Origin of the sequence: Heyndrickxia sp. FSL K6-6286 (assembly GCF_038630395.1) — a bacterium.
GTDB classification, from domain to species: Bacteria; Bacillota; Bacilli; order Bacillales; family Bacillaceae_C; genus Heyndrickxia; species Heyndrickxia oleronia.
In genome coordinates this window covers 4,631,528-4,657,534 of record NZ_CP152029.1, presented here as the reverse complement: position 1 = coordinate 4,657,534, position 26,007 = coordinate 4,631,528, and the positions used below count along the sequence as shown (strand labels likewise).

Here is a 26,007-nt window from a genome sequence, read left to right as displayed (position 1 = left end):
GATGAAGCATTTCTTTCAAAAAGGGAAGGATCCCTCAAGACCCACGTTACTATTGCTCCATGGTACAGGTGGTAATGAATCAGATTTATTACCAATTGCAGGGAGAGTTGACGATCAAGCATCCGTATTAAGTGTAAGGGGAAATGTACTGGAAAATGGAATGCCTCGATTCTTTCGTAGATTAGCTGAAGGGGTTTTTGATGAAGAGGATCTAATTTTTCGAACAAAGGAGTTAAAAGACTTCCTCGATGATTCAGCTGAAAAATATCAGTTTAAGAGAAATAATGTAATTGCAATTGGTTACTCCAATGGTGCTAATATAGCTGCAAGTTTATTATTTCATTATCAGAATGCTTTAAAAGGAGCAATTCTTCATCATCCTATGGTTCCAAGAAAAGGAATTGATCTACCTAATTTATCAGGGAAATCAGTATTTATTGCTGCAGGAACAAACGATCCAATTTGTTCTCCATTAGAATCTGCAGAATTACAATCATTATTGCAGAATGCTAATGCTGATGTGGAACTTCATTGGGAAAATAGAGGTCATCAGTTAACAATTGATGAAGTTGAAGCAGCTGCTCAATGGTATAAACAAAAATTTAATTAGTAACATTTCGTATCCTAGGTGGGATTGTGTTCTTCTTAATTTTTACCAGTTCGAGCCTTATTTATTGTCATTAATAATGTTTGGCGCAATTGTGAAAGTGTTATGGATCCAATTTTAATAGGTTTAGGGGAACTTTCTTTAGCTATATTACTAGGATAAGATATGTCTGCTAAGTAAAGAAATCCTTTAAAGTTAGACATGTTATTTCATAGATCCTTGGGCATGAGTATGGTACTAAACCGGACTCATGTCTTTTAATTTTCACTCATTATATTGTGATTATAAGTATTAATTACTTCTTGAATTTGTATTTAAAATACTGCATACTAAATAGTTCTAAAATCATTAGTTTAGTCGACCATTTTTTTAAAATATTTTTTCATAAGCCGATTTATAATTTTACTCCCCAATCTGTATCTATTAAATCTAAGTAGGTCAATTGTTATAATAATCTACATATGATTGCAAGATATCATCCGTAAAACTTATCATTGACAAACCTAATAAACTTGTATTAATATACCTTTAAACTTCAATACATAAAAGCATAAAAGCATAAAAGCGTTGAACTAATAAAGTAACTGATTGTTTAGGAGTATAAGAGACTTAGTGGGTGGTGTGAACTAAGCCAGGCATTTAGTGAATTACAATTAGGGAGCTGACATTTTGTCCGGCATTGTCGTTAATCGAATGAGTGAACAGTTAATTATTGTTAATCAGGGTGGTATCGCGGAGCTTCCGTCCCTTTATAGGGGTGGAAGCTTTTTTTATTTAGGAATTTTGCCGAATTTTAAGAAATCTTACTATTGCACTTGCAGCATATTTAGTAATAGAAAAAGTGCATTGATAGATAGGCATATTAAAAAAGGAGACATTTATGATGAGGAAAAACATTTCAATTAGTTTAGCTTTTTTACCTATTTTAACTTTAATTGCTTCAGGAGCTGCATCTATTTTTATTTGGAAAGCAGGGATGTTCATCCCATTAATAATTGGGATCATTACAACAGTTCTTGTTGGCTTGATAAGTGGATATAAATGGGATGATCTCCAGCAAATGATGGTAAATGGTGTTTCAAAAGCTTTGCCTGCCATTTTTATTTTATTGGTGATTGGGTTGATTGTAGGGACGTGGATTTCTAGTGGGGTGATTCCGACAATGATTTATTATGGCTTATCATTTATTCATCCATCGATCTTCGTTCCAGCAGTTGCCCTTGTTACAGGAATCGTTGCAGTTACTCTGGGAAGTTCATTTACTTCTATTGCTACAATTGGTTTAGCATTTATAGTGATCGGTGAGGGGATGGGGTTTCCCCCAGGCATCATTGCTGGTGCAGTTATGTCCGGTGCATTTTTTGGCGATAAATTATCACCTTTATCAGACACGACCAATATTGCACCTGCGATGGCAGAAACAGATTTATTTAGTCATGTTCGTCATATGCTGTGGGATACGATTCCTGCATTTATCATTTCATTGATTTTATACGGTATATTTAGTGGTGGTTCTCATCAGCATACGATTGATACAGACAAAATTGATATGATTTTAACAGGGATTCAGAAGTCATTTTTTATTCATCCATTACTGCTTTTATTACCTGTTCTTACTATTATTCTTATGATGAAACGTTTACCTTCTTTACCTACATTAATGATTGTTGGATTGTTTGGTGGTGTCCTCGCCTATTTCATACAGGGCCAGTCTCTCACTTCTATTGTAAATACAATGACGAATGGCTTCCATGCTGAATCTGGTATAAAGGAAGTAGATGCCTTGTTAAATAGTGGTGGAATCGCTTCGATGTTGAATACAATTGGATTGTTAACGATTGCTACCGCTTTAGGTGGTCTTTTAGAAGGAACGAGTGTTTTTCAAACACTCATACGACCGATCGTTAAAAAAATCAAGTCTGCTAGTTCATTGATTGTTACAACCATTGTATCAACATTTGTCGTGGCATTTGCAAGCGGTGCACAATTTTTAGCGATTATCCTGCCGGCAAGAACGTTTGTTGAAACATATAAAGATTTAAAAATTGATACTAAAAATTTATCTAGATGTGTGGAAGCTGCAGGAACAGTAGGGATTACTTTGGTTCCTTGGGGAGTGCCTGCTGTTTTCGCAGCGAATATGTTAGGGGTAGGCGTTGAGCAATTTATACCTTATCTTTTCTTTGCATTCCTTGTGCCAGTTATTAATATCATTTATGGGATTACGGGATGGACCATTACGAAAAAAGATTATCAAGAAAAGTCGCTGCAAGAAACCGAATCATTAGGAGGAAATTAACATGTGCGATGTGATCGTGAATATTATTGGTACTGCACAAGATGCGGGTATCCCCCATCCAAATTGCTTTTGCAAAAACTGTATGAGAGCAATAGAAGATAGAAGATATCGGAGGTTTGCTGCCTCTTTAGCGATTATTCTACCTCACTCAAAGGAATGGCATTTGATAGATGCTACTCCTGACCTAAGAGAGCAAATGACAGCTATTCAATTGAAATATCGGCTACAAAAACAATTGATGAACAATATTTGGCTCACACATGCACATATTGGCCATTATCCCGGATTAATGTTCTTAGGGAGGGAGGCTATTGGAGCAAACGGAGTAGCGGTTTATTGTGGTGGGAAAATGAAGCAGCTAGTAGAAACACATGCCCCATGGAGGCAGTTAGTGGATCTAAACAATATTAACCCGATAGAAATTATCCAGGATGAATCGATGGAACTTTCTTCTGGTATAGAAATAATTCCTGTTGAGGTTCCACACCGTAATGAATTTTCAGAGACGTTTGGTTATTGGATTAAAGGACCAACTCGTAAACTCTTATATATCCCGGATATCGATAGATGGGAGGAATGGGACCGTGATATTTATGATATGGCGAAGGAAGCAGATATTTGCCTATTGGACGGCACGTTCTATTCAATTGAAGAAATTGAGCAAATGGGAAGAAGCTATAACGAAATACCTCACCCAATCATGACAGAAACCATGGACCGTCTCCAAAACCTAGTAGAAGAAACAGACATATATTTCACCCATTTTAATCACTCTAACCCGGCAATCGATTCAAAAAATGCCGAATTTAAAGAAGTAAAAAACAGAGGATTCCATATAGCGGTGGATGGAATGGAAATTCGATTATAGGTGTATAGTTGGGGTCAGACCCCCAGTGCGTTAAAGCTTTAAAGTAGTGGGGGTCTGACCCCACTTATTTAATTTTTATAACAATTTTCCCTTTTGCATGATGGGATTCGCTGAGTGCATGTGCCTCTCGTACTCCTTGTTCACTAAATTCAAAAATTGAACCTACCACGGGTTTTAATTTCCCTTTTTCCATTAAATCCGCCAGCTTTTTTAGTTGTTCACCATTTGGAATTAACCAATGGTACTTTGCGTTAACCTCCAATTTTTCTGCCTTTTTTTCATCTGGAGGCTGAACGATTGAAACAAGGGTTCCCCCTTTTTTTAACACTTGAAAACTTTTATCCTGGATGTCTCCTCCCATCGTGTCTACAACGAGATCGTACTCCTTAAGCTCCTGTTCAAAATCCTGTTGATCATACTTAATTACAATATCTGCACCGATGGATTTCAGAAACTCTTCATTTTTTTTGCTCCCAGTCGTTGCAACGAAGTAGCCAAGACTTTTTGCTATTTGAATGCCTAAACTTCCAACACCACCAGAACCCGCATGAATAAGCACTTTATCACCTTTATTTAAATGTGTAAAATTAACTAGACATTGATAGGCAGTCAAACCTGCAAGTGGGACTGCTGCAGCTTCTTCAAAAGTGATATTGTCAGGAATTTTTGCAAGAAGTTTTTCCTCAGTAACGATATATTCTGCATAGGTACCTTGAGCAGTAGTTTCAGGTCTAACAAATACTCGGTCACCGATGCTGACTGTAGATACATTTGAACCAATTTCAGAAACGATTCCTGCTGCATCCCAACCTAAAATGATAGGAAAGTCAAATGGTAGCATTTCCTTAAGATAGCCTTCTCGAAGTTTCCAATCAATAGGATTCACGGAAGTGGCGTGCAACTCAATTAATACTTCTCCTTCCATAATAGTAGGTTTTGGCATTTCTCTTTCCTTTAATTCTTCTTTACCGCCATATTGATCAATAACAATTGCCTTCATTTATTAGTCAACACCTTTTTTTAGTTTCCCTTATAACTTAATGATTAGTGTGTATTGAAAAAATTCTTTTATACGAATGAGTCAAGAGCTTTCAACGATTACACATTATTTTGCGTAAAAAGTATACAATAAGTAAAGGATGCACCCTTCTGTTAGAAGGGTTTATACTAGTAAAAAGATGTTAGATTTTATTAGAATATCGTTATTTTTTATAGAAAAAAGGTGACATAATGGAAAATAGTAAAGAGATGGGATGGAATTTGGAAAATAGCTATTCACGCCTTCCGAATTCCCTTTTTACTACTCTAAACCCCACTCCTGTTCGTTCGCCAAGGTTAGTTATATTAAATCATCATTTGGCAAACTCATTAGGGTTTAGTGTAGAAGAGCTAAAAAGTGAAGAGGGTATAGCAATTCTTGCTGGAAATCAACTACCCGAGGGTGCATTACCGCTTGCACAGGCTTATGCAGGACATCAATTTGGCCATTTCAATAGATTGGGTGACGGTCGAGCAGTCCTTCTTGGTGAGCAACGATCTCCTCGTGGAAAACTGCTTGATATACAACTCAAGGGTTCTGGACCAACCCCTTATTCTCGCGGTGGTGACGGTCGAGCAGCACTTGGTCCGATGTTACGTGAATATATCATCAGTGAGGCGATGCAAGCTTTGGGCATTCCTACGACACGTAGTTTGGCTGTAGTGACAACTGGAGAAGCAATTATACGTGAGAAAGTTTTGCCTGGTGCGATATTGAGCAGAGTAGCGTCCAGTCATTTAAGGGTAGGAACCTTTCAATATATTGCTCAGTGGGGAACAGTAGAAGAATTGAAGGAATTGGCGGATTATGCTATCGAGCGTCACTACCCGGAATTAAGTACAGATGGTAATCAATATTTGTTTTTTCTTCAAGAGGTAATCAAACGTCAAGCTAAACTAATTGCCAAGTGGCAGCTCGTTGGGTTTATCCATGGAGTCATGAATACGGACAATATGACGATTAGTGGAGAGACGATTGACTATGGCCCTTGTGCTTTTATGGATACGTACGATCCTGCTACTGTGTTTAGTTCGATTGATACGCAAGGTCGCTATGCTTTTGGGAATCAGCCGTATATAGGTGGGTGGAATTTAGCACGATTTGCTGAAAGTCTTTTGCCATTATTAGATAAAAATTTAGAACATGCTCTAAAGCTAGCACAGGATGCAATTTCAAATTACTCTAAGCAATATCATGACTATTGGCTTGAAGGAATGAGAGCAAAGCTAGGATTGTTTAACATAGAAAAAGAAGATGAATCACTAATTGAGGATTTACTTAACTTGATGCAAAAGTATCAAGCAGATTATACAAATACCTTCCGTGCTTTAACGATCCAAATAGAAGATGAATCGAAGTTGTTTAAAGCACCAGAATTTATAAAGTGGAAAGATGTTTGGGAATCAAGAAGAGACAGACAAAAGGAATCAAAAGATTCGTCGCAGGAATTAATGCAAAGAAGCAATCCAGCCATTATTCCCCGAAATCATCGAGTTGAAGAAGCACTAGACGCAGCAGTGGAGAGGGAAGATAACAGTGTAATGGAGAAGTTGCTCAATGTTCTCTCAATCCCCTATGCCTATACAACAGAACAGGAGAAATATGTATCACTTCCTGAGCCTAATTGCCAACCTTATCAAACATTTTGTGGTACATGAAATAGTGGGGGTCAGACCCCCACTACTGTAAAGCTTTAAAGTGATGGGGGTCTGACCCCAAAAAAAATCGTGTGGTACGCACGATTTTTTTATTATTTTTGGTGTAACTTTTGACTATTTTATTCGTTGTTTAAGTGAGTGGTAAAGGGGGAGGGTCTTGGATAGGCAGAGTTATAATGAGCTGGATCAGATTTACCGGCGATATGCGGAGGGATTGTATTATTATCTTCTTCATTTGTCTGGTTCTCCTTCTTTATCAGAAGAGCTGGTACAGGAAACTTTTTATCGAGCAACAATTTCTTTAGGAGTTTTAAACATCAAGAGGTTAAACCGTGGCTCTATAAAATAGCAAGGAATACTTATATTGATGAGTGGAGAAGGAGAAAAAGATGGAAGTGGGTTCCTTTCTTTGAGAGAAAAGAAATGGTTAGTCCGTATGGAATCCCTGAAGTAGAAATGGTAAATAAAGAAAATATACAAGAACTAGAGGAAATACTGCAATTATTGCCTGAGAACTATCGAACGATTATTTATTTAAGAGAATACGCAGGGTTTTCTTATGAAGATATACAGGAAGCAATGGATCTAAGTGAAGGACAAGTCAAGATCACTCTTTTTCGCGCAAGGAAAAGGATGAAGGAATTAAGTAAGCGGTGGAGGGGGTAAAAAACATAATGCAGGAATGGACAAAGGATAAGGAAAAAAAGGTGTTATGGAAATATAGGTTTTTACTAACTGTCAGGATTATTAGAATTATTTTCATCCTTTTATTTATATATGCTATTTATATGATGATTTTGTCTATTATTTATGATCAAACAAATTGGGGAAGAAAGCACGAATTTCAAATGAAGCTAGCATTAGATTGGACTCAGGCTGGGAATTATGGAGAAGTTAGTGAAGTCACTTCCGGAAAGATTACACCTTTTCTCACTCAAAAAATAGAATTTCCACTCTATCAAACCATTGGAAAAGAAGAGCAACCGGTAGGAACAGTGAAAATGAAGAAAACTCTATTTAATTCCTTTTCCAATTATGAAATAAACTATTTAAATCCATCTGATTCAAAACGGTTTACTTTCTATTTACCAGAAGACCCTCGAACAGGGAAGACAATAAAATTAGCAGATACAGCCGAAGTGTGGGATACATTGGATAAAATTCATGAAGGAACAGTGGCTAATTTAGCCTTTTCGACTACTTCATTTTTAAAACCCAAAGAGCTTCTTAAGCAATTGGAAAACGTTGATGTTGATGTTCTTTGGATGCCTCTATATGCAGGTGAGCTTAAATCAATAAAAAAAGTAGATTATATGGAAAGCGGTAAGGGGAATGTGTCTGTAGAAACATTAGGTTTATCTTGGGCACGGAAAACGGATGATTACCATTCTTCTTCTTTAATGAATATTAGTAAGGAAACAATAAGCGAGAATGAAAAAATTATGCTAGCAAATATGAAAAATTTATTAGACCATGAGAGTGATACCTATATAGATAGAGTTTTAGGCTTGTCTCATTTAGAGAAAAGATATAATTATTTAAAGAAAAATGGCTTTCAGGTATATGGTGCAGTTGTTACTGGTCCTGTAAAGGAATTATTAAAATTAAAAAACTATCCATTCATTCAAGGTGCTGAATTAGGTAAATTTGAATATTGGAACTGGGAAGGGTGACTCTAAGAAAACAGTATCAGCATAATCAGAGCAAACATGCAAAGGGAGTGGTATTCTGGAAAGGAAGAAGTAATTTTGTTTTGCAAAATAAGTACCGTGCTCCTTCTAAAAAATGAAACTTTTTATAAAATAAAACAGTATAGTGTATTAATAAGTTTTTCTATATCTATTTTACTAATAAAAATAAGGGATTAGATTACGAAAGACGAATGCTGAAAAATATTGGAGGTATGTAAAAGATGAGTATTATTACAAGATTTAAAGATATTATGTCCAGTAATATTAATGCATTATTAGATAAGGCAGAAAATCCAGAAAAAATGATCGATCAATACTTAAGAAACTTAAATAAAGATTTAGGAAAGGTTAAATCTGAGACAGCATCAGTTATGGCAGAGGAACAGCGGGCGAAAAGAGTATTAAATGAGTGTCAAGAAGAAATGGAAAAAATGGAACGCTATGCAATAAAGGCTTTAGAAGCAGGAAATGAAGGAGATGCTAGGAAGTTTTTAGAGAAGAAGGGAACCCTGGCAACAAAATTATCCGAATTAGAAGCAGCGTATCAATTAGCAGCAACAAACTCAAAGCAAATGAAACAAATGCATGACAAGTTGGTTGGTGATATCGGAGAATTGGAATCCAGAAGAAGTATGCTGAAAGCAAAATGGTCAGTTGCTAAGACACAAGAAAAAATGAATAAGCTTGGGGCTTCTGCTGCGGACTCAAGTAATACCATTTCTGCATTTGGACGAATGGAGGATAAGGTGAATCGTGCGCTAGATGAAGCGAATGCGATGGCAGAATTAAATGCTGGTCCAAAAGATGATATCGAGGAGCTAACTGCTAAATATGACGAAACGAGCAGTGTGGATAATGAACTTGCTGCATTGAAGGCTAAAATACAAAATAATGGATAGGTGAATAACTAAAGGGGTTGTCTTATTGTAAGGAGTCAGACTCCTAAATAGACAACCCCTTTGGAACGCTATCTCTTTTCATTTTACCCTTTGCTTGATAAATAAGAGGTGAGTAAAACATGATACTTCATTATAAATGCCCTAGCTGTGGCAGTGATATGAGTTTTGATAGTGAATCAGGAAATTTATCCTGTCAAAGCTGTGGAAGTCAAGAAAATATAGAAAATTACCCCGAAGAGCTGATTACCGCGAGATTTTCGGAGGAAGAGGCAAATGAATACCATTGTGAGAATTGTGGTGCTGTTTTAATTACGGAAGCGGAAACAGCTGCAACGACTTGTAGTTTTTGTGGAGCGGGTGTAGTCATTGCGGATCGATTGTCAGGCCATCTTGCACCTAGGAAGGTGATCCCTTTTACGATCAGCAAGGAGGAGGCAGGAAGTGCCTTTCAAAAATGGTGTAGAAAAGGTCTTTTAACCCCAAAAGGTTTTATGACTGCGGATCGAATAAAGAGTGTAACAGGGATGTATGTTCCTTTTTGGCTATTTGACTTGAATAGTAAGGTCCAAGTAAGTGCGGAGTGTACAAAGGTAAGGACATATACACGGGGAGATTATATCTATACAGAAACGAATTATTATGATGTTTATCGTGATATTAACTTGGAGTATGACAAGGTTCCTGTTGATGCATCAGAGAAGATGGATGATAAATTGATGGATAAATTGGAACCATTCCCATATGATCAACTAAAAGATTTTAAAACCCCGTATTTGGCAGGATATATTGCTGAGAAATACAATTATACAGATAAAGAACTACTCCCGCGGGCAGAAGATAAAATTAGTGGCTATATTGAATCCTATATTTCTTCGACACTATCAGGCTATCATTCCGTTCGTTATTTGAATAAGCAAATTCATACGAGAAATATAAATAGCGATTATGTGTTACTGCCTGTTTGGATGGTCAGCTATAATTATAATAATACTATCTATACATTCGCGATGAACGGACAGACAGGAAAAATTGTAGGAAAACCGCCAATCAGTACTGGAAAAGTGGCGACATGGTTTAGTGGTATCGCAGCGGGAACCTTCCTCGCCTTAAAATGTGTTTCCTATTTTATGGGAGGTGGCTTCTGGTGAGTACAATTCGTATGCAAAAGCAGGGCTTCCTTTTCTTATTGATGTCTCTAGTGCTTATCTTGTCCATGGGTATCACCGCTAAGGCGGAAACCTTTGACCGCCATAAGTATATTTATGATGATGCAGGTCTGTTGACAGATCAAGAAGAGTCAAAGCTTCAAGAATTATCTAGTCGGCTAAGTGAGGAAAGAGATACTGCTTTCATGATAATAACGGTAAATGGAACTGATGGGAAAGATCCTGAACAATACGTAGAGGATTTTTACGATAAGAATGGCCCTGGATATGATCAGCCGTTTGGAAATACTGCTATTTTATTTCTAGATATGCAGGGTCGGGATATATATTTAGCAGGCTATAAAAAAGCAGAGGATTATTTGACTAAGGAACGTCTCGATCTCATTCGTGATGAAATTACCCCTGCTCTATCAGAGGGGAACTATTTTGAAGCATTTTCGGACTATATCACTACTTCTCACGAGTATATGGGTGAAGAGCCAAGCAGCGGTTCGGAAGAGTATAATGGATATGATTCTGATGCGGACCATCAGGAGTATGCGAATGAAGACACGAATGTTGATTCAGAAAATATTCTTTTTCAATGGTGGTTTCAAGTCATAGCTGCTTTAGTTGTAGCTGGCATTGTTGTTGCTATCATGATTTATAGCTCTGGTGGTAGAGTAACAGTAAATGGTCAAACCTATATAAATAATAAACATTCAAAAGTGCTTAGCAGGTCTGATAGATTTGTAAGACAAACTGTAACGAAACAGAAGAAACCTTCAAATAATACAAATAACACAAGTGGTGGAGGCGGAATTTCAAGAGGTGGTCATTCGCATAGCGGAAGTGGAGGTAAGTTTTAAATATATTTGTTTAGCCAACGATTGTTGAAAGGAGCACAAGCTAGATGTCTTTTTTTAGAAACCAATTTGCTAATGTTGTAGAATGGGAAGAATTTAGAGATGATATGATCTTCTATAAATGGAGTAATCGTGAAATTAAAAAGGGAAGTAAATTGATTATTCGCCCAGGTCAGGATGCTATATTTTTAAACAATGGAAAAATCGAAGGGGTGTTCGAGGATGAAGGGGAGTATGATATCGAATCTCAAATCATCCCCTTTCTATCGACTTTAAAAGGCTTTAAGTTCGGCTTTAATAGTGGTATGCGGGTAGAAGTGCTATTTGTAAATACGAAAGAGTTTAATGTTAAATGGGGAACTAGAAATCCGATTAATATTCCTTCTCCTGGATTTCCGGGTGGGATTCCGATTCGAGCAAATGGCACGTTTAACTTTAAAGTAAATGATTATATCGCATTGATTGATAAAATTGCTGGTGTGAAAGATCGTTACTTAGTTGAAGATGTCAGAATACGTATTACGTCTATTCTTGATCAGTTACTCATGAAATGGATTTCGAAGGAAGGAAGGGATATGTTTAATCTGCAGGCCAACTCCTTCGAAATATCCAAGGGGATTCAAGAGGACTTAGATATGCAGCTGATGGAAATTGGTATTTCAATTACAGGATTTAATGTCATGAGTTTCAATTATCCAAAAGAAATTCAAGACATGATTAACAAAAATGCCTCATATGGAATGGTTGGTAATATTGATAAATATCAGCAGATTTCAATGATAGATGGTATGGCATCTGGAAAAATGAAGGGTGGTGGGACTGCAACTGATATGGCAGGGATGATGATGGGAATGAATATCGCTAATCAAATGATGAATCAAATGAATCAAAATACCCCAAATCAGCCTGCAGTATCACAAGATGATCAATCCCATTCGCCACAGCAGACAGCTGAACAAAAAAGGCCTAACTTTTGCCCGAATTGTGGGACAAAAACAGGAAATGCGAATTTCTGTTCAAACTGTGGGCAAAAGCTTATTTAAAAATCATCTGTTAAAGGCAATACTAGTGTATTTTTATCAATATATGGAAAAAGGGACTTGTTTCTTAATGAAATAAGTCCCTTTTTCCATATAGCTTCTTTTTTTCAAACATTGAGTTTTAATTAATAACTATCAGCTAAAGATCACTACACCTTTCATTTTACTGAGAAAAGAGCTGCAATCTCCATAAGAACCGCTGGAACCCTTTATTGTGTGTTTGTAAAATCCGGCAGTTGGGCTTCTACAAAAGCAACAAACGATAAGAAAACAGCCTTCATATGAATGATTAGTAAATATCCATAGATTTCTGTCTACATATCGAAATTCCTACTAACTCCCAATGTACAAAGCAAAAGGGGATAGACGTTTGCATGAATTTTGAAATAGGAATTGACTTTTTGATTCATTACATGTATGGTTAATTACATAAGTAACTAACCAATCAGGTGGTGAGGGAATGAGCATGTTAATCGATGATAGTCGTCCTATCTTTGTTCAAATAGCTGAACGGATTGAGGATGACATCATTAATGGAGGGTTACTTGAGGAATCACAGGTACCATCCACTAATCAATTCGCTTCCTTTTACCAAATCAACCCAGCAACAGCGGCGAAAGGTGTCAATCTCTTAGTAGATCAAGGAATTTTATATAAAAAACGCGGCATCGGAATGTTTGTCGCAGAAGGGGCACGAGCAAAGTTGATGGAAAAAAGAAAGGAACAGTTTTTTGAACAGTATGTAATTAAAATGTTGCAAGAGGCGGATAAGTTAGGGATTTCGGTAGAAGAGCTTACGGATATGATCAAAAAGGGGGATAAGTAAAATGGGGAATGCGGTAGAGGTTAAGAATTTAACTAAATCATATGGAAATATGAATGCTGTGAATAATGTTTCATTTTTATTTGAGCCCAATAAAATATATGGGCTACTTGGGAGGAATGGTGCAGGAAAAACAACAATCATGCACATGATCACTGCCCAACTATTTGCAACGAGCGGAGAAGTAAAGGTTTTTGGAGAGGTTCCTTATGAAAATAATCAAGCACTTAGTAAAATTTGCTTTATCAAGGAAAGTCAAAAATATCCACCAAATTTTACTGTACAGGATGTATTAAACATTTCTTCGGAACTCTTTCCTAATTGGGATCAATCTTATGCTGAATTATTGATTAATGATTTCCAACTGCCACTATCCCGAAGAATAAAAAGGTTATCTCGAGGGATGTTATCGTCGGTAGGAATAATCATAGGTCTTGCAAGTCGTTCACCCCTTACAATTTTTGACGAACCCTATCTCGGTCTAGACGCAGTATCCAGAACATTGTTTTATAATCGTTTAATTGAAGATTATGCAGAACATCCACGTACAATTGTTTTATCCACACATTTAATCGATGAAGTAAGTAAAATACTAGAGCATGTTATTGTCATAGAAAAGGGCGAGCTTATTATTAATGAAGATGCAGATATGCTGCGGGGACGTGCTTTTACGGTTACAGGTTTGGCTAACAAAGTAGACACATTTATTTCAGGGAAAACAGTGATCAATCATACACCATTAGGTGGGTTTCATTCAGCTATTATTATGGGTAGCCTCGGAATGGATGATCGCAAACAAGCTGAATCACTTGGTCTTGAACTTACCCCAGTATCTTTACAACAATTAATTATCTACCTTACAAATGGTAATTCCCAAGGAAGGGCGGTCGGTTACGAATGAGTCAAGTAATGGGTGTTATGAAAATGCATGTTCGTGAAAAGTGGGGATGGATTTACACTCCGTGGATCATATTATTCTTCAGCTTTTTCGTCAACCTAGTTATTAGCTCACTAATAGATGGGAACGACCCAATGTACACCGGGGGCTTGATGTCCATTTATATATACATGCTTGTAATGGGAATGGTTACGATATCTCAGATGTTTCAATTTGCGATTGGTTTAAGTATTAGTAGAAAAGACTTTTATCTTGGAACGTTGGGAATTTTTGTTGCAATGAGTGCAGGTATATCCATTGTTTTGTTAATACTTAATAATATTGAACAGTGGAGTGGAGGATGGGGAGTTAACCTGCATTTTTTTCATCTTCCCTATTTAAATGATGGCTTACAAATTGAACAAATTTCCATCTCCTTTATTGTCATGTTGCATATGTGTTATTTGGGTTTTGTAATATCAAGTGTGTTTCAACGATTTGGACGTAGCGGATTACTCATTTTTCTTGGGGTGCTGTTTGTATTGTCCAGCATTCTTGCCTTTCTTTGTACTTATTATGAATGGTGGATGGATATATTTTATTGGATCGCTAAGCATACTGCATTCGAACTTGCATTATGGATGATACCTTTAGTAATTATTTATATGGTGGTTTCTTATTGGTTGCTTCGAAAAGCTACAGTATAGCCTTAGGGAGTTTAAAGAGCAATCCACAGAAGTTCATACTAACTTCTGTGGATTGCTTTTTTATATTAAAAATTGACTATAATATTTTGATTATGCTAAAATTTGATTGAACAATCAATCAAAAAAATAAATAACTATTCAATAGGTGAGTAAGTGAACAATATTTTTTTAAATATTACGATGAATACAAAGGAGAACTGAATAATGGAAAAGGGAAAGCAATCCTTTATAGCAGAAGCACGACGTGATCAAATTATTGAAGCAGCAATTAAAACACTGGATGAAGTTGGATATGTTAAATCAAGCCTTTCGCAAATAGCTAAGCGAGCAGGGATCAGTACAGCATTGATTTCATACCATTTTTCCAATAAAGAGGACCTAATGAATCATCTGTTGACAAAGCTTTTGGAAGAATCCACTTCATATATTATGGATCATGTACTTGCGGCAAATTCAGCACAGGAGAAATTAAATGCATTTATAAAGGCAAGTCTATCCTATCAAAATACACATCCTGCACATAATACAGCGCTTATAGAAATCGTTTTTAATGCTAGAACACCTGAAAACATTCCCTACTATAAATTAGTGGATGATGAGGAAGAAGATCCGATTTTGGCAGAGCTTAAACTAATTTTATATGAAGGACAGAAAAGTGGGGAATTTAAATCCTTTCATGTAGACGTGATGGCAAATGTTATTCAAGGGGCAATTAACGAATATATGTTTACCAATCCTGTCCTTACTAAGAAAGTTGATTTAAGTACGTATATAAATGAAGTGGTTCACATCATTAGCAGCGCAGTAAAAAAATAAAACTATATCATAGCTGGTTTCAAACAAGTCAATCAAGACTTTACGAATATATGATGGATGAAAGGAAGTGTTCTATTTGATGTCAGGTGAAATAAATTCTAGTTCGAAAACTATTCTAGGATATTCAAAAGCTCTTGGAATCTTACTATATGGAGGATTTAGTATACTAGGTTTACTATTAGGATACTTTTTGCCAAGGATTGCGGATTGGGCATTAAAACTTCCTTGGCTGCCGTTTGAAGGACCAATAAAACTAATCCACGCTTTGAATGGTCCGTGGTTACCAATTATTTTAGCAGCTCTTGGTTGTATTGCTGGTATAGTGATTGCGTATATAGCGATTAAAGAAATTCTGATTATCACATTGACAGATCAAGAGATCTTATTGGAAAAAGATGAGCAAAAAACTAGGCTATTAAATGAACAAATCGAATCAGTATTTTTAGATGGAAGGGAACTAGTGATACTCGGAAAATCAGGACATGAATTAGTAAGGGAGAAACATGATGATTCCCCCAAAAAAATATGTGATGCATTTATCAAGCACGGCTATTCTTGGTTAGCAGAAGGTGATCCATTCAAAGACGAATATAGAAGGTGGGTACCGGATTCACCAGAATTATCATTATCAGCCAATGCATTAATGAAAGCAAGAGAAATGGCATTAAAAAATAATGAAGTGAAGGATGTTAAAGAATTAAGAAAGGAACTTGAAAAGCTCGGCTATATCGTTCGTGATGAAGAGACATGTCAATACTGGAGAAAAGTGGAGAAGATTGGATAATAACTTTTTAGAGGGGGCCACAGGTTATGAACCCGCATATTACTGTCATTACTTTGGGTGTAGATGATTTAGAAAGATCGCTGTTATTTTATCGAGATGGACTGGGACTACCTACAAAAGGTATAGTTGGACAGGAATTTGAGCATGGTGCAGTCGCCTTTTTTGATTTACAAGCGGGTGTAAAGCTTGCTATTTGGAACCGGAAAGATATAGCTTATGATACAAAGATCAGTCAAAGCGCACCAAGTCCAACTGAATTTACGATTGGGCATAATGTTGGAAGCAAGGAAGATGTAGATAGGGTAATGGAGCAAGCAAGGAAAGCAAATGCAACGATAACAGTACCTCCTCATGATACTTTTTGGGGTGGATACTCTGGCTATTTTCAAGATCCAGATGGTCATTTATGGGAGATAGTTTGGAATCCTAATATGGAGGGATAGCATAGAAGTGAAGAGGGAGGATTCATTAGTTATCACTTGATTTTCTTCGAATTTCTTATTCCTGTCCCATTAAAAAGCACACTAAACTTTATATTAGTGTGCTTTCTATATACAGATTTATCTTACCTTTTTCATTTCCTTCAAGTTACTTTCATAACGGTTGATACGTATAAAAGTTTTATCTTATTTCTATTTAAGTGAATTGATGAAACAATTGCCAAATTTTCTACAAATGGTATAGTAATTTCTGAATATGAATTTACGAAACAAAAAGCGGCTCCTTTTAGTTTTTTAGAACGAGGAGAACCGTTTCATTTCTTGTTGGAGGTGCACGATGTACAATAATGAACCGATTTTTTTACAGCCGGTCTTTCAAGAACGAATTTGGGGAGGGCAGAAATTAAAAACAGAATTTTCTTATGAGATCCCGTTTGAGAAGACGGGTGAGGCATGGGCGATTTCTGCGCATTTACATGGGCCAAGTGTCATTACTAATGGTCCTCTAACTGGGAAAACATTAGCTGATGCATGGAATGAACATAAGGAGCTTTTTAATAGGGAGACCGTCGATTCTGGAGAGTATCCATTATTAGTTAAAATTCTTGATGCAGCTGATGATTTATCTGTTCAAGTTCATCCAAATGATCAGTTTGCACGTGAAGTTGAAGGTGTCCCCTTAGGTAAAACAGAATGCTGGTATGTATTAAGCGCCGAAGAAGGGGCGGAGCTTGTGCTAGGCCATCATGCTAAAACATCTGAGGAATTTACTCGAATGGTCGATAAGGGAGAATGGGATAAGCTCTTAAGGCGAGTAAAAGTAAAAGCAGGAGATTTTGTCTATGTTCCAAGTGGGACAATTCATGCGATTGGAAAGGGGATTGTCATTCTAGAAACTCAACAGAGCTCAGATATTACCTATCGCGTATACGACTATGATCGTATGGATTCCGATGGGAATAAAAGAGAGTTGCATTTGGAGCGCGCAAAGCAAGTAACGACTATTCCACACCAAGATGCTTATGTTAAGCCAGTAGAAACGATTCAAGGTGGTCTATGTGAAAAGAAGCTGGTACAGGAACAGTATTTTACCGTTCATCACTGGCAATTGAATGGACAGGCTACTTGCAAAATGACTGCGAATTTTTTACAGGTGAGTGTTATTAAGGGGCATGCAGTTCTCGATATTGATGGAAAGTCTTTCGTGTTAACAAAGGGTAGTCATTTTATCCTTCCATACGGAATTCGGGAGTATACGTTAGATGGGGAAGCAGAATTTATAGTATCACATGAATAAAAATAAACTGTTATACGTTTAATAACGGTGAGTACTTCTCCGGAAATTGTGCTTGATTTGTACGTAGATAAAATACTATTTTAGCAGCGATACTATATATTTAGGGTGATAATTTTTATGAGTTCGATACAAGTATCTAGTGAATATGCGAAGCCCAATTGTACGAAATGTCTTTAGTTTATAAATTCCCATTATGCTCCAGGATATCATTTAAAACATTGGGCCAACAGTTGATACGACCTATCATATATAAGCAATTTAAGAAGAATGCTGGAGCTACACCCCATGAAAACAATACATATAATGAGAGAAAACAGTAATAGATTATTGTAGAAGGGGTGATGAACGTTGCTAAATAATTTACAAGGTACGAAAGAAACCTATCGCTTTCCAAAGAATTTCTGGTGGGGAAGTGCTGCATCAGGTCCACAAACAGAAGGTGCCTCACAATGTGACGGTCGAAAACCGAGCATATGGGATTATTGGTTCAGTGTCGAGCCAGGGTGTTTCTATAATGAAGTGGGCCCAGAGCATACATCTGATTTCTATCATCGGTATAAGCAAGACATTAAACTAATGAAAGAAACGGGACATAATTCCTTTCGAACGTCTATACAATGGTCGCGATTGATTCCAGATGGGATCGGACAAGTGAACCAGAAGGCGGTTGATTTTTATAATAACGTCATCGATGAACTAATTGCTAATGATATAGAACCTTTCTTGAATTTATACCATTTTGATATGCCTATGTGTATGCAGGAGAAGGGTGGCTGGGAAAGTAGGGAAGTCATTGAGGCATACGTGAAATTTGCAGAAAATTGTTTTCAATTATTTGGGGATAGAGTGAAGTATTGGTTTACATTTAATGAACCTATTGTCCCAGTCGAGGCAGGATATTTATATGATTTACATTATCCAAGAGTAGTAGATTTCAAAAGAGGAGCACAGGTTGCTCATCATACCATTGTCGCTCATGCAAAGGCAGTTGAGGTTTTTAAAAAATTAAATATAGATGGAAAAATAGGTATTATTCTTAATTTGACCCCATCTTATCCACGCTGTTTGGATGCTGTCGACGTAAAAGCTGCTCATATTGCGGATTTATTCTTTAACCGTAGTTTCCTTGATCCTGTAACAAAAGGAGAGTATCCGAAAGAATTAATTGATATCTTACGTGAAAGAGAACTACTACCAAACGTAGAAGCTGAGGATTTATCTGTCATAAAAAACAATCCAATTGATATTTTAGGAGTGAACTATTATCAGCCACGCCGAGTAAAAGCAAAGGAATCCCCCGTACCAGAAGATGAAGCCTTTATGCCTGAACATCTATTTGATCCTTATATTATGCCTGGAAGGAAAATCAATCCTCATCGTGGCTGGGAAATATGCGAGGAAGTTATATATGACATAATGATCGATCTTCGTGACCATTATGAGAATATCCCATTTTTTATTTCAGAGAATGGAATGGGTGTTGAGGGAGAAGAAAAATTCCGTAATGATGAAGGGTATATTGAGGATGATTATCGGATTGAGTTTATCCAAGAACACTTAAAGTGGGTGCATAAAGGTATTGGTGAGGGAGCGAATTGCTTAGGTTATCACCTTTGGACGTTCATGGATAACTGGTCATGGACAAATGCCTATAAGAATCGATATGGATTAGTCGAAGTAGATTTGAATAATAATTTAAAAAGAACGATTAAGAAATCAGGGAAATGGTATAAAGAAGTCTCACAAAATAATGGATTTTAAACTAAGGCTCTTTTTTCAACTATTATTGTTATTTAGGTAAAGATTTAACAAATATCGTTGAAGACTGTCATTCCCTTCATTTGTTCGAGAAAAGATCTTTAGCACTATTGAAGCGTGTCAGTTCGAGAATGATGCAAATTTAATTGGTGCCCTGTTTCATTTCCTACGGGTATTTGACAAAACATCAATATAAATAAGAAATAGTGGAGGAAGCTGAAATGTTTGGTGCAATTGAAGCTGGTGGAACAAAATTCGTTTGTGCAGTAGGAGATGAAAGGGGGAATATTATTGACCGGTTGCAGATCCCAACAACAGTGCCTGAAGAGACAATGACTGAGGTCATCGGATTTTTTAAGAAACATTCATTAAATGCTATCGGGGTCGGTTCATTTGGACCAATTGATGTAAATTCTGAAAGTCCAAACTATGGAATGATCACCACTACACCTAAACTACCGTGGAGAAACTATCCAATTGTACAAGCATTAAAGGATGCATTTTCTCTTCCGATTGGTTTCAATACTGATGTAAATGCAGCTGCCTTAGGGGAAGCGACTCTTGGAGCGGCTAAGGGATTGGACAGTTGCATATATATTACAGTTGGTACTGGAATTGGTGCAGGTGCTGTTGTTCAGGGGAAACTTCTTCAAGGTCTATCCCATCCTGAAATGGGACATATCTTAGTAAGGCGTCATCATAATGATAAGTATCATGGGAAATGCCCTTATCATAAAGATTGCTTAGAGGGGCTCGCAGCCGGACCTGCTATTGAGGAGCGATGGGGCAAAAAAGGAATCGATTTAGTAGATCAGAAGGAAGTATGGGATTTAGAAGGTTACTATATTGCACAAGCTCTTATGCAATATATTTTAATCATATCACCAAAACGAATCATTTTAGGTGGTGGAGTGATGAAGCAGAAGCAAGTGTTTGCTTCTATATATAAGTATCTTCAGGAGTTGCTAAATGATTATGTCACCTTACCTGATCTAAAGACATATATCGTAAGTCCAGGGCTAGGAGATCACGCAGGGATTACAGGCGCTCTTTTGCTGGCATATCAAGCTGTCAAAGAAGAGATTCAGAGCTAATGGGGAAAAAATATAAGTAAAAAATACGAGAAATGAAAAGTCCATTTCTCGCTACCGTCAAAATAATGGTTAATAAATATAAGGATGGGTTCCATATTTCTTATAAAATTGGAACCCATTTGAATTTATAATTTATTACTTATTTTCTTCGCTTTCATAGCTTAACTGCCATGGGATACCAAATTTGTCTGTTACTTGTCCGTAGCACTTACTCCAAAATGTTTCTTGGAGCTCCATATCCACCGTTCCTCCTTCTTTTAATCGATGAAAATATGTTGTAATTTCATCTTTACTTTGACTAATGATGGATAGATTAATATTGTTTCCAACAGTGAATGGCATACCAGGAAATGTATCAGAAAACATGACAGTACTTCCGTTTATAGTAAGACGCGCATGCATGACTAAATTTTTTGCTTCCTCTGGTAATGGGTATTCCGGATTCGGTGGTGAATCCGCAAAACTCATTATTTGTGGTGTTTCTGTATCGAAAACTTTCGCATAGAATTCGACTGCTTCACGACAATTTCCATTAAAGACTAAATATACGTTAAGAGACATTAACTTCACTCCTTTAGTGAATTCATGATCATTCAGAAGACTATTTTCGATTAAATTGTAAGTATGTATATCCAATTAAAATAGTAGACACAAAATAGTAGATAACATTCATAAAAAATGATGTACATTTATTTTAACCAGTAGTTTGCGGAATTAAAATATTTTTCAGAATAAATATCTGCCATGATATAAAAAACTTTTCGACATTTGTACAGTAAAATAGTCGAATGATTAAATTGACTTTGGGTTTGATATGAAGTACTATTTTATTATACTTTTTATACATTTTAATATAAAAAGTATAAAACATAATATTGGAGGTAACTGGAGAATGGGGAAATATGAACTACCAAAATTAAAATATACATTTGATGCATTGGAACCATACATAGACAAGCAAACAATGGAAATTCACTATGGCAAACATCATCAAACATATGTAGATAAGTTAAATGCTGCACTAGAAGGGAAAAGTGAGTTACAAAGTAAATCATTAAAAGAATTACTTAGTGATTTAGGTTCATTACCTGAAGATATTAGAACAGCCATTAGAAATAATGGTGGAGGACATTTTAATCACACACTTTTCTGGGAGATTATTGCTCCGTTTAAAGAGGCATCTGCCCCTTCAGGAAAATTAGCAGAGGTGTTAAATGAAACGTTCGGAAATATTAGCATCTTTGAACAACAATTTGCTGATGCTTCAACCACTCGTTTTGGTTCTGGTTGGGCATGGCTTGTTGTTAATAAGAATGGTCAATTGGAAGTAATGAGCACACCAAATCAGGATAATCCGATTATGGAAGGCAAAACACCTATTCTTGGTCTTGATGTCTGGGAGCATGCATATTATTTAAGCTATCAAAATAGAAGACCGGAATATATTGAGAGTTTTTTCAATATTATTGATTGGGATGTAGTAGCTGAAAAATATGAGCAAGCCATAAACTAATAGAAGATGAATGGAGGAGGGAGAATATGGCCTTCGTTATTACAAGTCCATGTGAAGCGGAGAAAGCAGGAGAATGTGTAACCGTTTGTCCAGTCGATTGCATTGAGAAAGGTCCTGACCAATACTTTATCAATCCAGATCTATGTATTGATTGTGGGGCTTGTGTATCTGTATGTCCGGTAGATGCAATTTTTGAAGAATATGATTTAACTGATCAACAACAACCTTATTTAGAAAAAGCAGAAAGGTTTTTTGGGATTCTTTGATTAAACTGTAAAGTTTTCTATGTGGAGCGAAGGTGTCTATAGAGACACCTTTTAATTGCTTCCTAATTGTTATTATAATTTTTGAAATAGATTTGGGATGTCCTCTCCAGGTATCGGACGGCTAAAAAGATAGCCTTGGCCAATTGGGCAGGAAACGTCCATTAAAAACTGTAATTGTTCTTTCGTTTCGATACCTTCAGCAATAACATTTAATCCTAAATGAGTAGCCATCATAATAATGGTTTCTACAAGTACTCCATCATCATTTTTAATATCCCCAATAAAAGATCGATCAATTTTCAACGTATCTATAGGGAAACGTCTTAAGTAGGAAAGAGAAGAATATCCTGTACCGAAATCATCAATTGAAAGTGAAACTCCTAGGGATTTGAGTTCTTTTAATATAAACAAGGCCCTATCGGGATCTTGCATAATACTCTCAGTAATTTCAAGTTCAAGTAATTTGGGTTTAATTTCATATTGCTGAATCATCCTTTGAATTGTCTTGGCTAGTCCATCTATTTCGAATAAATAGGGAGACAGATTTAGGGCGATATTGATAGGAGGTAAACCTGAATTCTGCCAATGCTGAATTTGCTGACATGCAGCATCTAGAACCCATTCGCTTATTGGAATAATGAGCCCTGTTTCCTCAGCTATTGGTATAAACTCTGATGGTGGAATAATGCCCAATGTTGGGTGATTCCAACGGATTAAACCTTCTACGCCGATGATTGCTTGATTATTTAAGTCAACAAGGGGTTGATAGTGTAGAATAAATTCTTTTTTTTCAATTGCCTGTCTTAATGCCGATTCGATTTTCATATTTTTAGATAAAGCTTCATGTGCTTCATTTTTAAAAAATTGAACTGAATTATTTCCAGCTTCCTTTGCTCTATACATAGCAATATCTGCCTTTTTAACTAATGTTTCGATATCCGATCCGTCCTGTGGTGAAAGGCTAATGCCAATACTTACACTAAAGTAATATGGATTATTATGTAATGTAAATGGTTTTTTAAATAGTGCTTTTACTCGTCGAGTAATTTCTTTTACTTCATCTAGTGATCGATTTTTTACAACAATGGTAAATTCATCACCACCAAACCGATAAACATCTGCAATCCCATTAAAATGCCGGGATAAGCGCTTAGAAATTGATTTTAGTAGATAATCTCCTTTCGAATGCCCTAATGTATCTGTGACATTTTTAAATCGATCAATATCAAGAAAGATAATTGCTAGTTGGTTTGTTTGGCTTTTCATACTTAACCAAGTATTGAGTTCTTCATTGAAATAGCGACGATTGGGTAATCCGGTTAATTCATCATGATATGAATGATAAATCAATTGTTCTTCGAGTTTTTTTAGCTCAGAAATATCATAACGTATGGAAATATATTGATAAGGCCTCCCTTTTTCATTTAAAAAAGGGACGATGGTCGTATGAACCCAATAGAAGGACCCGTCCTTTGCCATGTTTTTAATTTCTCCAGACCAAACTTCACCAATACCAATCGTTTTCCACATGTTTTTAAAAAAGCTTTTTGGGTGGTACCCAGAATTGAGTATTCGATGATTTTGCCCAATTAGTTCTTCCTTCTTGTATTTTGAAATGTCACAGAATTTCTGATTAGCATAAATGATCGTTCCTTTTTGATCTGTAATTGCCACAATAGTTGATTGGTCTAAGGCAAATCTGATATCAATCATTTCTTTAATTAATTCGGGAGAAGGTTGGTTACTAAGTTTATTTATGTTAAGATATTGCATTTCGTGGTTTCTACGGTTGGATTCATTCATAAAAGATCCCTCTCTCCATTTATATAACGTAAACATTTATATCAATATGCTTAATTATACTTAATTTTCACTTAGGATAAAGTGATTAAAATTATGCATGATGTGCTAATGTGGGTGAGGGAAGTATGTATTCTATAGTTTTAAAATGGGTGTTTCTTTAAAAAAGTGATACAATAATGTAAATCATTTCTTGGAGGAACATATGAAAATAGTTAAGACGAATGCCATGCGGATATTGGATAAAGAAAAAGTTCATTATAGGGTGCTATCCTATATGGCCGATGATGGAAAAATTGATGGTCTGTCTGTTGCATGTAAAATTAATAAGGAATCTAAAATGGTTTATAAAACCTTGATTTCACAAAGTACAAGTGGATCATATTATGTTTATATTATTCCCGTAGAATTGGAGCTTGACCTAAAAAAAGCTGCTAAAGCTGTCGGAGAGAAAAAAATAGAAATGATACCTGTTAAGGATATTATGAAAGTTTCAGGATATATTCGTGGTGGATGTTCCCCCATAGGTATGAAAAAACGATATCCTACTTGTGTTGATGAAAGTATAAGAAACTTAGAAACAATTATTATTAGTGGTGGGAAAATTGGTGCTCAGATTGAAATGAATATAGAAGATTTCATAAAAGTAACAAATGCTCAAGTAGATCATTTAACTAAGTAAAGGTGATTTATTTGAGTTTTTTTAGTTATAGCGATTATTTTATATTTTTACTTTTGCCCCTTAAATGATTAAGATTTACAGTTACATTCTCCATCATGTTGACCTATACGCTATTTTATCGTAGGAATGTAGAGAAAATGTAGAGTTCAACATGTCATAGTACAAACTAATATCATATAAGGGGAGAAAGATATTGAATATTTCTTCAATAAAAAATCAAAGCAAACAAATTTTGGATAATGTAGCGGTATTATCCGCATTGGAAATAAATTTAGCGATGGTTGAATTCAATATGAAGGGCGAAGTGATCTGGGTAAATGATAACTTTGCACAAACATTAGGTTATCAACCTTATGAAATGATACATATGAAGCATAAACAATTCTGTACACTTGAATTTAGCACCAGTAAAGAATATGAGGAATTATGGGAGAAACTCAGTAAAGGTGAAAAATTTCAAGGAAAGATTGAACGTGTTGGGAAAACAGGAAATCGATTATGGCTTGAAGCGACATATGTTCCTATTCTAGATGAAAAAGGTCAAGTGGAAGCTGTCTTAAAAATAGCTACAAATATTACAGAAAGGGAAAACAAAACAACTGAAATTGTCTCAAAATTAAAGGCGATGCCTGAAAATCTAGTAAATAAAGTAATGGCGAATTCTCAGGAAAATATGAAAGCACTTCAATCATTAAAAAGCCAAACTGAGCTAATTAGTGAAGTATCTAGGTTGATTCATAAAATATCTTCACAAACAAATATGTTAGCTCTGAATGCAGCAATTGAAGCAGCAAGAGCGGGAGAGTACGGTCGAGGGTTTAAAGTTGTTTCGGATGAAGTCCGTAAATTATCGGGTCAAGTAGATGATGCAATTAAAATGGTCAATGAGAATGTAGAAAACATATCAAATGAAGTAATCAAGGTAAGCGAAATCACTCACAACTTAGAGGATATTGTAGTAACTACTCAATTAGAATCTAATCAAATAATGCAGGAACTTGAAGATATGTAAATTTAATAATATTTACCTAATTTCAC

General features: G+C 36.0%; 26 protein-coding genes and 1 other annotated feature. Of the genes, 23 read left to right on the top strand and 3 right to left on the bottom strand.

Annotated elements, in window-relative coordinates; genetic code table 11:
* Position 1: 1 nt before the first annotated feature.
* The 3 genes from MHI39_RS23505 to MHI39_RS23495 all read left to right on the top strand — a co-directional run bounded on the left by MHI39_RS23505 (position 2) and on the right by MHI39_RS23495 (position 3,774).
* Positions 2–610: an alpha/beta hydrolase gene (locus MHI39_RS23505; protein WP_259548214.1), complete on the top strand. Its 609-nt coding sequence runs from the start codon at positions 2–4 to the stop codon at positions 608–610.
* A 555-nt stretch (positions 611–1,165) separates the two neighbouring features.
* Positions 1,166–1,359, top strand: a binding site (T-box leader).
* Between the two features lie 131 nt (positions 1,360–1,490).
* On the top strand, positions 1,491–2,906 hold the full coding sequence (nhaC, locus tag MHI39_RS23500) for a Na+/H+ antiporter NhaC (RefSeq protein WP_259548212.1): 1,416 nt from the start codon (positions 1,491–1,493) through the stop codon (positions 2,904–2,906).
* A 1-nt stretch (position 2,907) separates the two neighbouring features.
* Complete coding sequence (locus tag MHI39_RS23495) at positions 2,908–3,774, top strand: MBL fold metallo-hydrolase (RefSeq protein WP_342540330.1); 867 nt, start codon at positions 2,908–2,910, stop codon at positions 3,772–3,774.
* A gap of 64 nt (positions 3,775–3,838) precedes the next feature.
* Here the strand turns inward: MHI39_RS23495 and MHI39_RS23490 are convergent, their stop codons facing one another.
* Positions 3,839–4,774 (bottom strand): NADP-dependent oxidoreductase, encoded by a 936-nt coding sequence (locus MHI39_RS23490; protein WP_058004551.1) that lies wholly within the window; start codon positions 4,772–4,774, stop codon positions 3,839–3,841.
* Positions 4,775–5,004: 230 nt separating this feature from the next.
* Between MHI39_RS23490 and MHI39_RS23485 the strand changes: the two genes are divergently transcribed.
* The 16 genes from MHI39_RS23485 to MHI39_RS23410 all read left to right on the top strand — a co-directional run bounded on the left by MHI39_RS23485 (position 5,005) and on the right by MHI39_RS23410 (position 20,708).
* Positions 5,005–6,471: a YdiU family protein gene (locus MHI39_RS23485; RefSeq protein WP_342540329.1), complete on the top strand. Its 1,467-nt coding sequence runs from the start codon at positions 5,005–5,007 to the stop codon at positions 6,469–6,471.
* Positions 6,472–6,672: 201 nt separating this feature from the next.
* A complete protein-coding gene (locus MHI39_RS23480) occupies positions 6,673–7,137 on the top strand; it encodes a sigma-70 family RNA polymerase sigma factor (RefSeq protein WP_342541481.1) in 465 nt (154 codons plus the stop codon).
* A gap of 8 nt (positions 7,138–7,145) precedes the next feature.
* The gene (locus MHI39_RS23475) at positions 7,146–8,144 is read left to right on the top strand and encodes an anti-sigma factor C-terminal domain-containing protein (RefSeq protein WP_058004554.1); all 999 of its coding nucleotides are present in this window, start codon (positions 7,146–7,148) and stop codon (positions 8,142–8,144) included.
* A 239-nt stretch (positions 8,145–8,383) separates the two neighbouring features.
* Complete coding sequence (locus tag MHI39_RS23470; protein ID WP_058004555.1) at positions 8,384–9,061, top strand: PspA/IM30 family protein; 678 nt, start codon at positions 8,384–8,386, stop codon at positions 9,059–9,061.
* A 119-nt stretch (positions 9,062–9,180) separates the two neighbouring features.
* A complete protein-coding gene (locus MHI39_RS23465) occupies positions 9,181–10,209 on the top strand; it encodes a TFIIB-type zinc ribbon-containing protein (protein WP_180213086.1) in 1,029 nt (342 codons plus the stop codon).
* Positions 10,206–11,075 carry a TPM domain-containing protein gene (locus MHI39_RS23460; RefSeq protein ID WP_180213085.1) on the top strand — a complete coding sequence of 290 codons (870 nt, stop codon included), beginning with the start codon at positions 10,206–10,208 and terminating at the stop codon, positions 11,073–11,075. Before MHI39_RS23465 ends, MHI39_RS23460 begins: the two co-directional genes overlap by 4 nt.
* 44 nt (positions 11,076–11,119) lie before the next feature.
* Complete coding sequence (locus MHI39_RS23455) at positions 11,120–12,115, top strand: SPFH domain-containing protein (RefSeq protein WP_216385874.1); 996 nt, start codon at positions 11,120–11,122, stop codon at positions 12,113–12,115.
* A gap of 457 nt (positions 12,116–12,572) precedes the next feature.
* Positions 12,573–12,938, top strand: a complete 366-nt coding sequence (locus MHI39_RS23450) for a GntR family transcriptional regulator (protein WP_058004559.1) — start codon at positions 12,573–12,575, stop codon at positions 12,936–12,938.
* 1 nt (position 12,939) lies between these two features.
* Entirely contained in the window at positions 12,940–13,836 is an 897-nt protein-coding gene (locus tag MHI39_RS23445; RefSeq protein WP_251345836.1) for an ABC transporter ATP-binding protein, read from the top strand.
* Positions 13,833–14,519 carry a hypothetical protein gene (locus MHI39_RS23440; protein WP_180213082.1) on the top strand — a complete coding sequence of 229 codons (687 nt, stop codon included), beginning with the start codon at positions 13,833–13,835 and terminating at the stop codon, positions 14,517–14,519. The genes MHI39_RS23445 and MHI39_RS23440 overlap by 4 nt, the downstream gene beginning before the upstream one ends.
* A gap of 204 nt (positions 14,520–14,723) precedes the next feature.
* Positions 14,724–15,335: a TetR/AcrR family transcriptional regulator gene (locus tag MHI39_RS23435; RefSeq protein ID WP_342540328.1), complete on the top strand. Its 612-nt coding sequence runs from the start codon at positions 14,724–14,726 to the stop codon at positions 15,333–15,335.
* 79 nt (positions 15,336–15,414) lie between these two features.
* Positions 15,415–16,119, top strand: a complete 705-nt coding sequence (locus tag MHI39_RS23430; protein WP_342540327.1) for a DUF308 domain-containing protein — start codon at positions 15,415–15,417, stop codon at positions 16,117–16,119.
* Positions 16,120–16,145: 26 nt separating this feature from the next.
* The gene (locus MHI39_RS23425; RefSeq protein WP_078110833.1) at positions 16,146–16,562 is read left to right on the top strand and encodes a VOC family protein; all 417 of its coding nucleotides are present in this window, start codon (positions 16,146–16,148) and stop codon (positions 16,560–16,562) included.
* Between the two features lie 334 nt (positions 16,563–16,896).
* The gene (gene manA, locus MHI39_RS23420; RefSeq protein ID WP_342540326.1) at positions 16,897–17,856 is read left to right on the top strand and encodes a mannose-6-phosphate isomerase, class I; all 960 of its coding nucleotides are present in this window, start codon (positions 16,897–16,899) and stop codon (positions 17,854–17,856) included.
* A gap of 348 nt (positions 17,857–18,204) precedes the next feature.
* Positions 18,205–19,617 carry a glycoside hydrolase family 1 protein gene (locus MHI39_RS23415; protein WP_071975426.1) on the top strand — a complete coding sequence of 471 codons (1,413 nt, stop codon included), beginning with the start codon at positions 18,205–18,207 and terminating at the stop codon, positions 19,615–19,617.
* Positions 19,618–19,835: 218 nt separating this feature from the next.
* The gene (locus tag MHI39_RS23410; protein ID WP_259548195.1) at positions 19,836–20,708 is read left to right on the top strand and encodes an ROK family protein; all 873 of its coding nucleotides are present in this window, start codon (positions 19,836–19,838) and stop codon (positions 20,706–20,708) included.
* A gap of 135 nt (positions 20,709–20,843) precedes the next feature.
* Here the strand turns inward: MHI39_RS23410 and MHI39_RS23405 are convergent, their stop codons facing one another.
* Complete coding sequence (locus MHI39_RS23405) at positions 20,844–21,269, bottom strand: VOC family protein (RefSeq protein ID WP_259548194.1); 426 nt, start codon at positions 21,267–21,269, stop codon at positions 20,844–20,846.
* A gap of 331 nt (positions 21,270–21,600) precedes the next feature.
* On the opposite strand from MHI39_RS23405, the gene MHI39_RS23400 reads away from it, so the two are divergent.
* Both MHI39_RS23400 and MHI39_RS23395 read left to right on the top strand, forming a co-directional pair.
* Positions 21,601–22,221: a superoxide dismutase gene (locus tag MHI39_RS23400; protein WP_259548193.1), complete on the top strand. Its 621-nt coding sequence runs from the start codon at positions 21,601–21,603 to the stop codon at positions 22,219–22,221.
* 26 nt (positions 22,222–22,247) lie between these two features.
* Positions 22,248–22,487 (top strand): 4Fe-4S binding protein, encoded by a 240-nt coding sequence (locus MHI39_RS23395; RefSeq protein ID WP_342540325.1) that lies wholly within the window; start codon positions 22,248–22,250, stop codon positions 22,485–22,487.
* Between the two features lie 72 nt (positions 22,488–22,559).
* On the opposite strand, the gene MHI39_RS23390 is transcribed toward MHI39_RS23395, so the two are convergent.
* Positions 22,560–24,290 (bottom strand): GGDEF domain-containing phosphodiesterase, encoded by a 1,731-nt coding sequence (locus MHI39_RS23390; protein ID WP_259548191.1) that lies wholly within the window; start codon positions 24,288–24,290, stop codon positions 22,560–22,562.
* Positions 24,291–24,492: 202 nt separating this feature from the next.
* On the opposite strand from MHI39_RS23390, the gene ybaK reads away from it, so the two are divergent.
* Both ybaK and MHI39_RS23380 read left to right on the top strand, forming a co-directional pair.
* Positions 24,493–24,969, top strand: coding sequence for a Cys-tRNA(Pro) deacylase (ybaK, locus tag MHI39_RS23385; protein WP_180213080.1), 477 nt, complete (start codon positions 24,493–24,495; stop codon positions 24,967–24,969).
* 193 nt (positions 24,970–25,162) lie between these two features.
* The gene (locus MHI39_RS23380) at positions 25,163–25,981 is read left to right on the top strand and encodes a methyl-accepting chemotaxis protein (protein ID WP_342540324.1); all 819 of its coding nucleotides are present in this window, start codon (positions 25,163–25,165) and stop codon (positions 25,979–25,981) included.
* Positions 25,982–26,007 lie beyond the last annotated feature (26 nt).

Coding starts and splice junctions, on each gene's coding strand:
- MHI39_RS23465 (WP_180213086.1), top strand. CDS start 9,181: ATGATACTTCATTATAAATGCCCTAGCTGTGGCAGTGATATGAGTTTT.
- MHI39_RS23485 (WP_342540329.1), top strand. CDS start 5,005: ATGGAAAATAGTAAAGAGATGGGATGGAATTTGGAAAATAGCTATTCA.
- ybaK (WP_180213080.1), top strand. CDS start 24,493: ATGAAAATAGTTAAGACGAATGCCATGCGGATATTGGATAAAGAAAAA.
- nhaC (WP_259548212.1), top strand. CDS start 1,491: ATGAGGAAAAACATTTCAATTAGTTTAGCTTTTTTACCTATTTTAACT.
- MHI39_RS23470 (WP_058004555.1), top strand. CDS start 8,384: ATGAGTATTATTACAAGATTTAAAGATATTATGTCCAGTAATATTAAT.
- MHI39_RS23435 (WP_342540328.1), top strand. CDS start 14,724: ATGGAAAAGGGAAAGCAATCCTTTATAGCAGAAGCACGACGTGATCAA.
- MHI39_RS23455 (WP_216385874.1), top strand. CDS start 11,120: ATGTCTTTTTTTAGAAACCAATTTGCTAATGTTGTAGAATGGGAAGAA.
- MHI39_RS23410 (WP_259548195.1), top strand. CDS start 19,836: ATGTTTGGTGCAATTGAAGCTGGTGGAACAAAATTCGTTTGTGCAGTA.
- manA (WP_342540326.1), top strand. CDS start 16,897: ATGTACAATAATGAACCGATTTTTTTACAGCCGGTCTTTCAAGAACGA.
- MHI39_RS23495 (WP_342540330.1), top strand. CDS start 2,908: ATGTGCGATGTGATCGTGAATATTATTGGTACTGCACAAGATGCGGGT.
- MHI39_RS23390 (WP_259548191.1), bottom strand. CDS start 24,290: ATGAATGAATCCAACCGTAGAAACCACGAAATGCAATATCTTAACATA.
- MHI39_RS23400 (WP_259548193.1), top strand. CDS start 21,601: ATGGGGAAATATGAACTACCAAAATTAAAATATACATTTGATGCATTG.
- MHI39_RS23505 (WP_259548214.1), top strand. CDS start 2: ATGAAGCATTTCTTTCAAAAAGGGAAGGATCCCTCAAGACCCACGTTA.
- MHI39_RS23490 (WP_058004551.1), bottom strand. CDS start 4,774: ATGAAGGCAATTGTTATTGATCAATATGGCGGTAAAGAAGAATTAAAG.
- MHI39_RS23440 (WP_180213082.1), top strand. CDS start 13,833: ATGAGTCAAGTAATGGGTGTTATGAAAATGCATGTTCGTGAAAAGTGG.
- MHI39_RS23425 (WP_078110833.1), top strand. CDS start 16,146: ATGAACCCGCATATTACTGTCATTACTTTGGGTGTAGATGATTTAGAA.
- MHI39_RS23430 (WP_342540327.1), top strand. CDS start 15,415: ATGTCAGGTGAAATAAATTCTAGTTCGAAAACTATTCTAGGATATTCA.
- MHI39_RS23450 (WP_058004559.1), top strand. CDS start 12,573: ATGAGCATGTTAATCGATGATAGTCGTCCTATCTTTGTTCAAATAGCT.
- MHI39_RS23405 (WP_259548194.1), bottom strand. CDS start 21,269: ATGTCTCTTAACGTATATTTAGTCTTTAATGGAAATTGTCGTGAAGCA.
- MHI39_RS23475 (WP_058004554.1), top strand. CDS start 7,146: ATGCAGGAATGGACAAAGGATAAGGAAAAAAAGGTGTTATGGAAATAT.
- MHI39_RS23395 (WP_342540325.1), top strand. CDS start 22,248: ATGGCCTTCGTTATTACAAGTCCATGTGAAGCGGAGAAAGCAGGAGAA.
- MHI39_RS23445 (WP_251345836.1), top strand. CDS start 12,940: ATGGGGAATGCGGTAGAGGTTAAGAATTTAACTAAATCATATGGAAAT.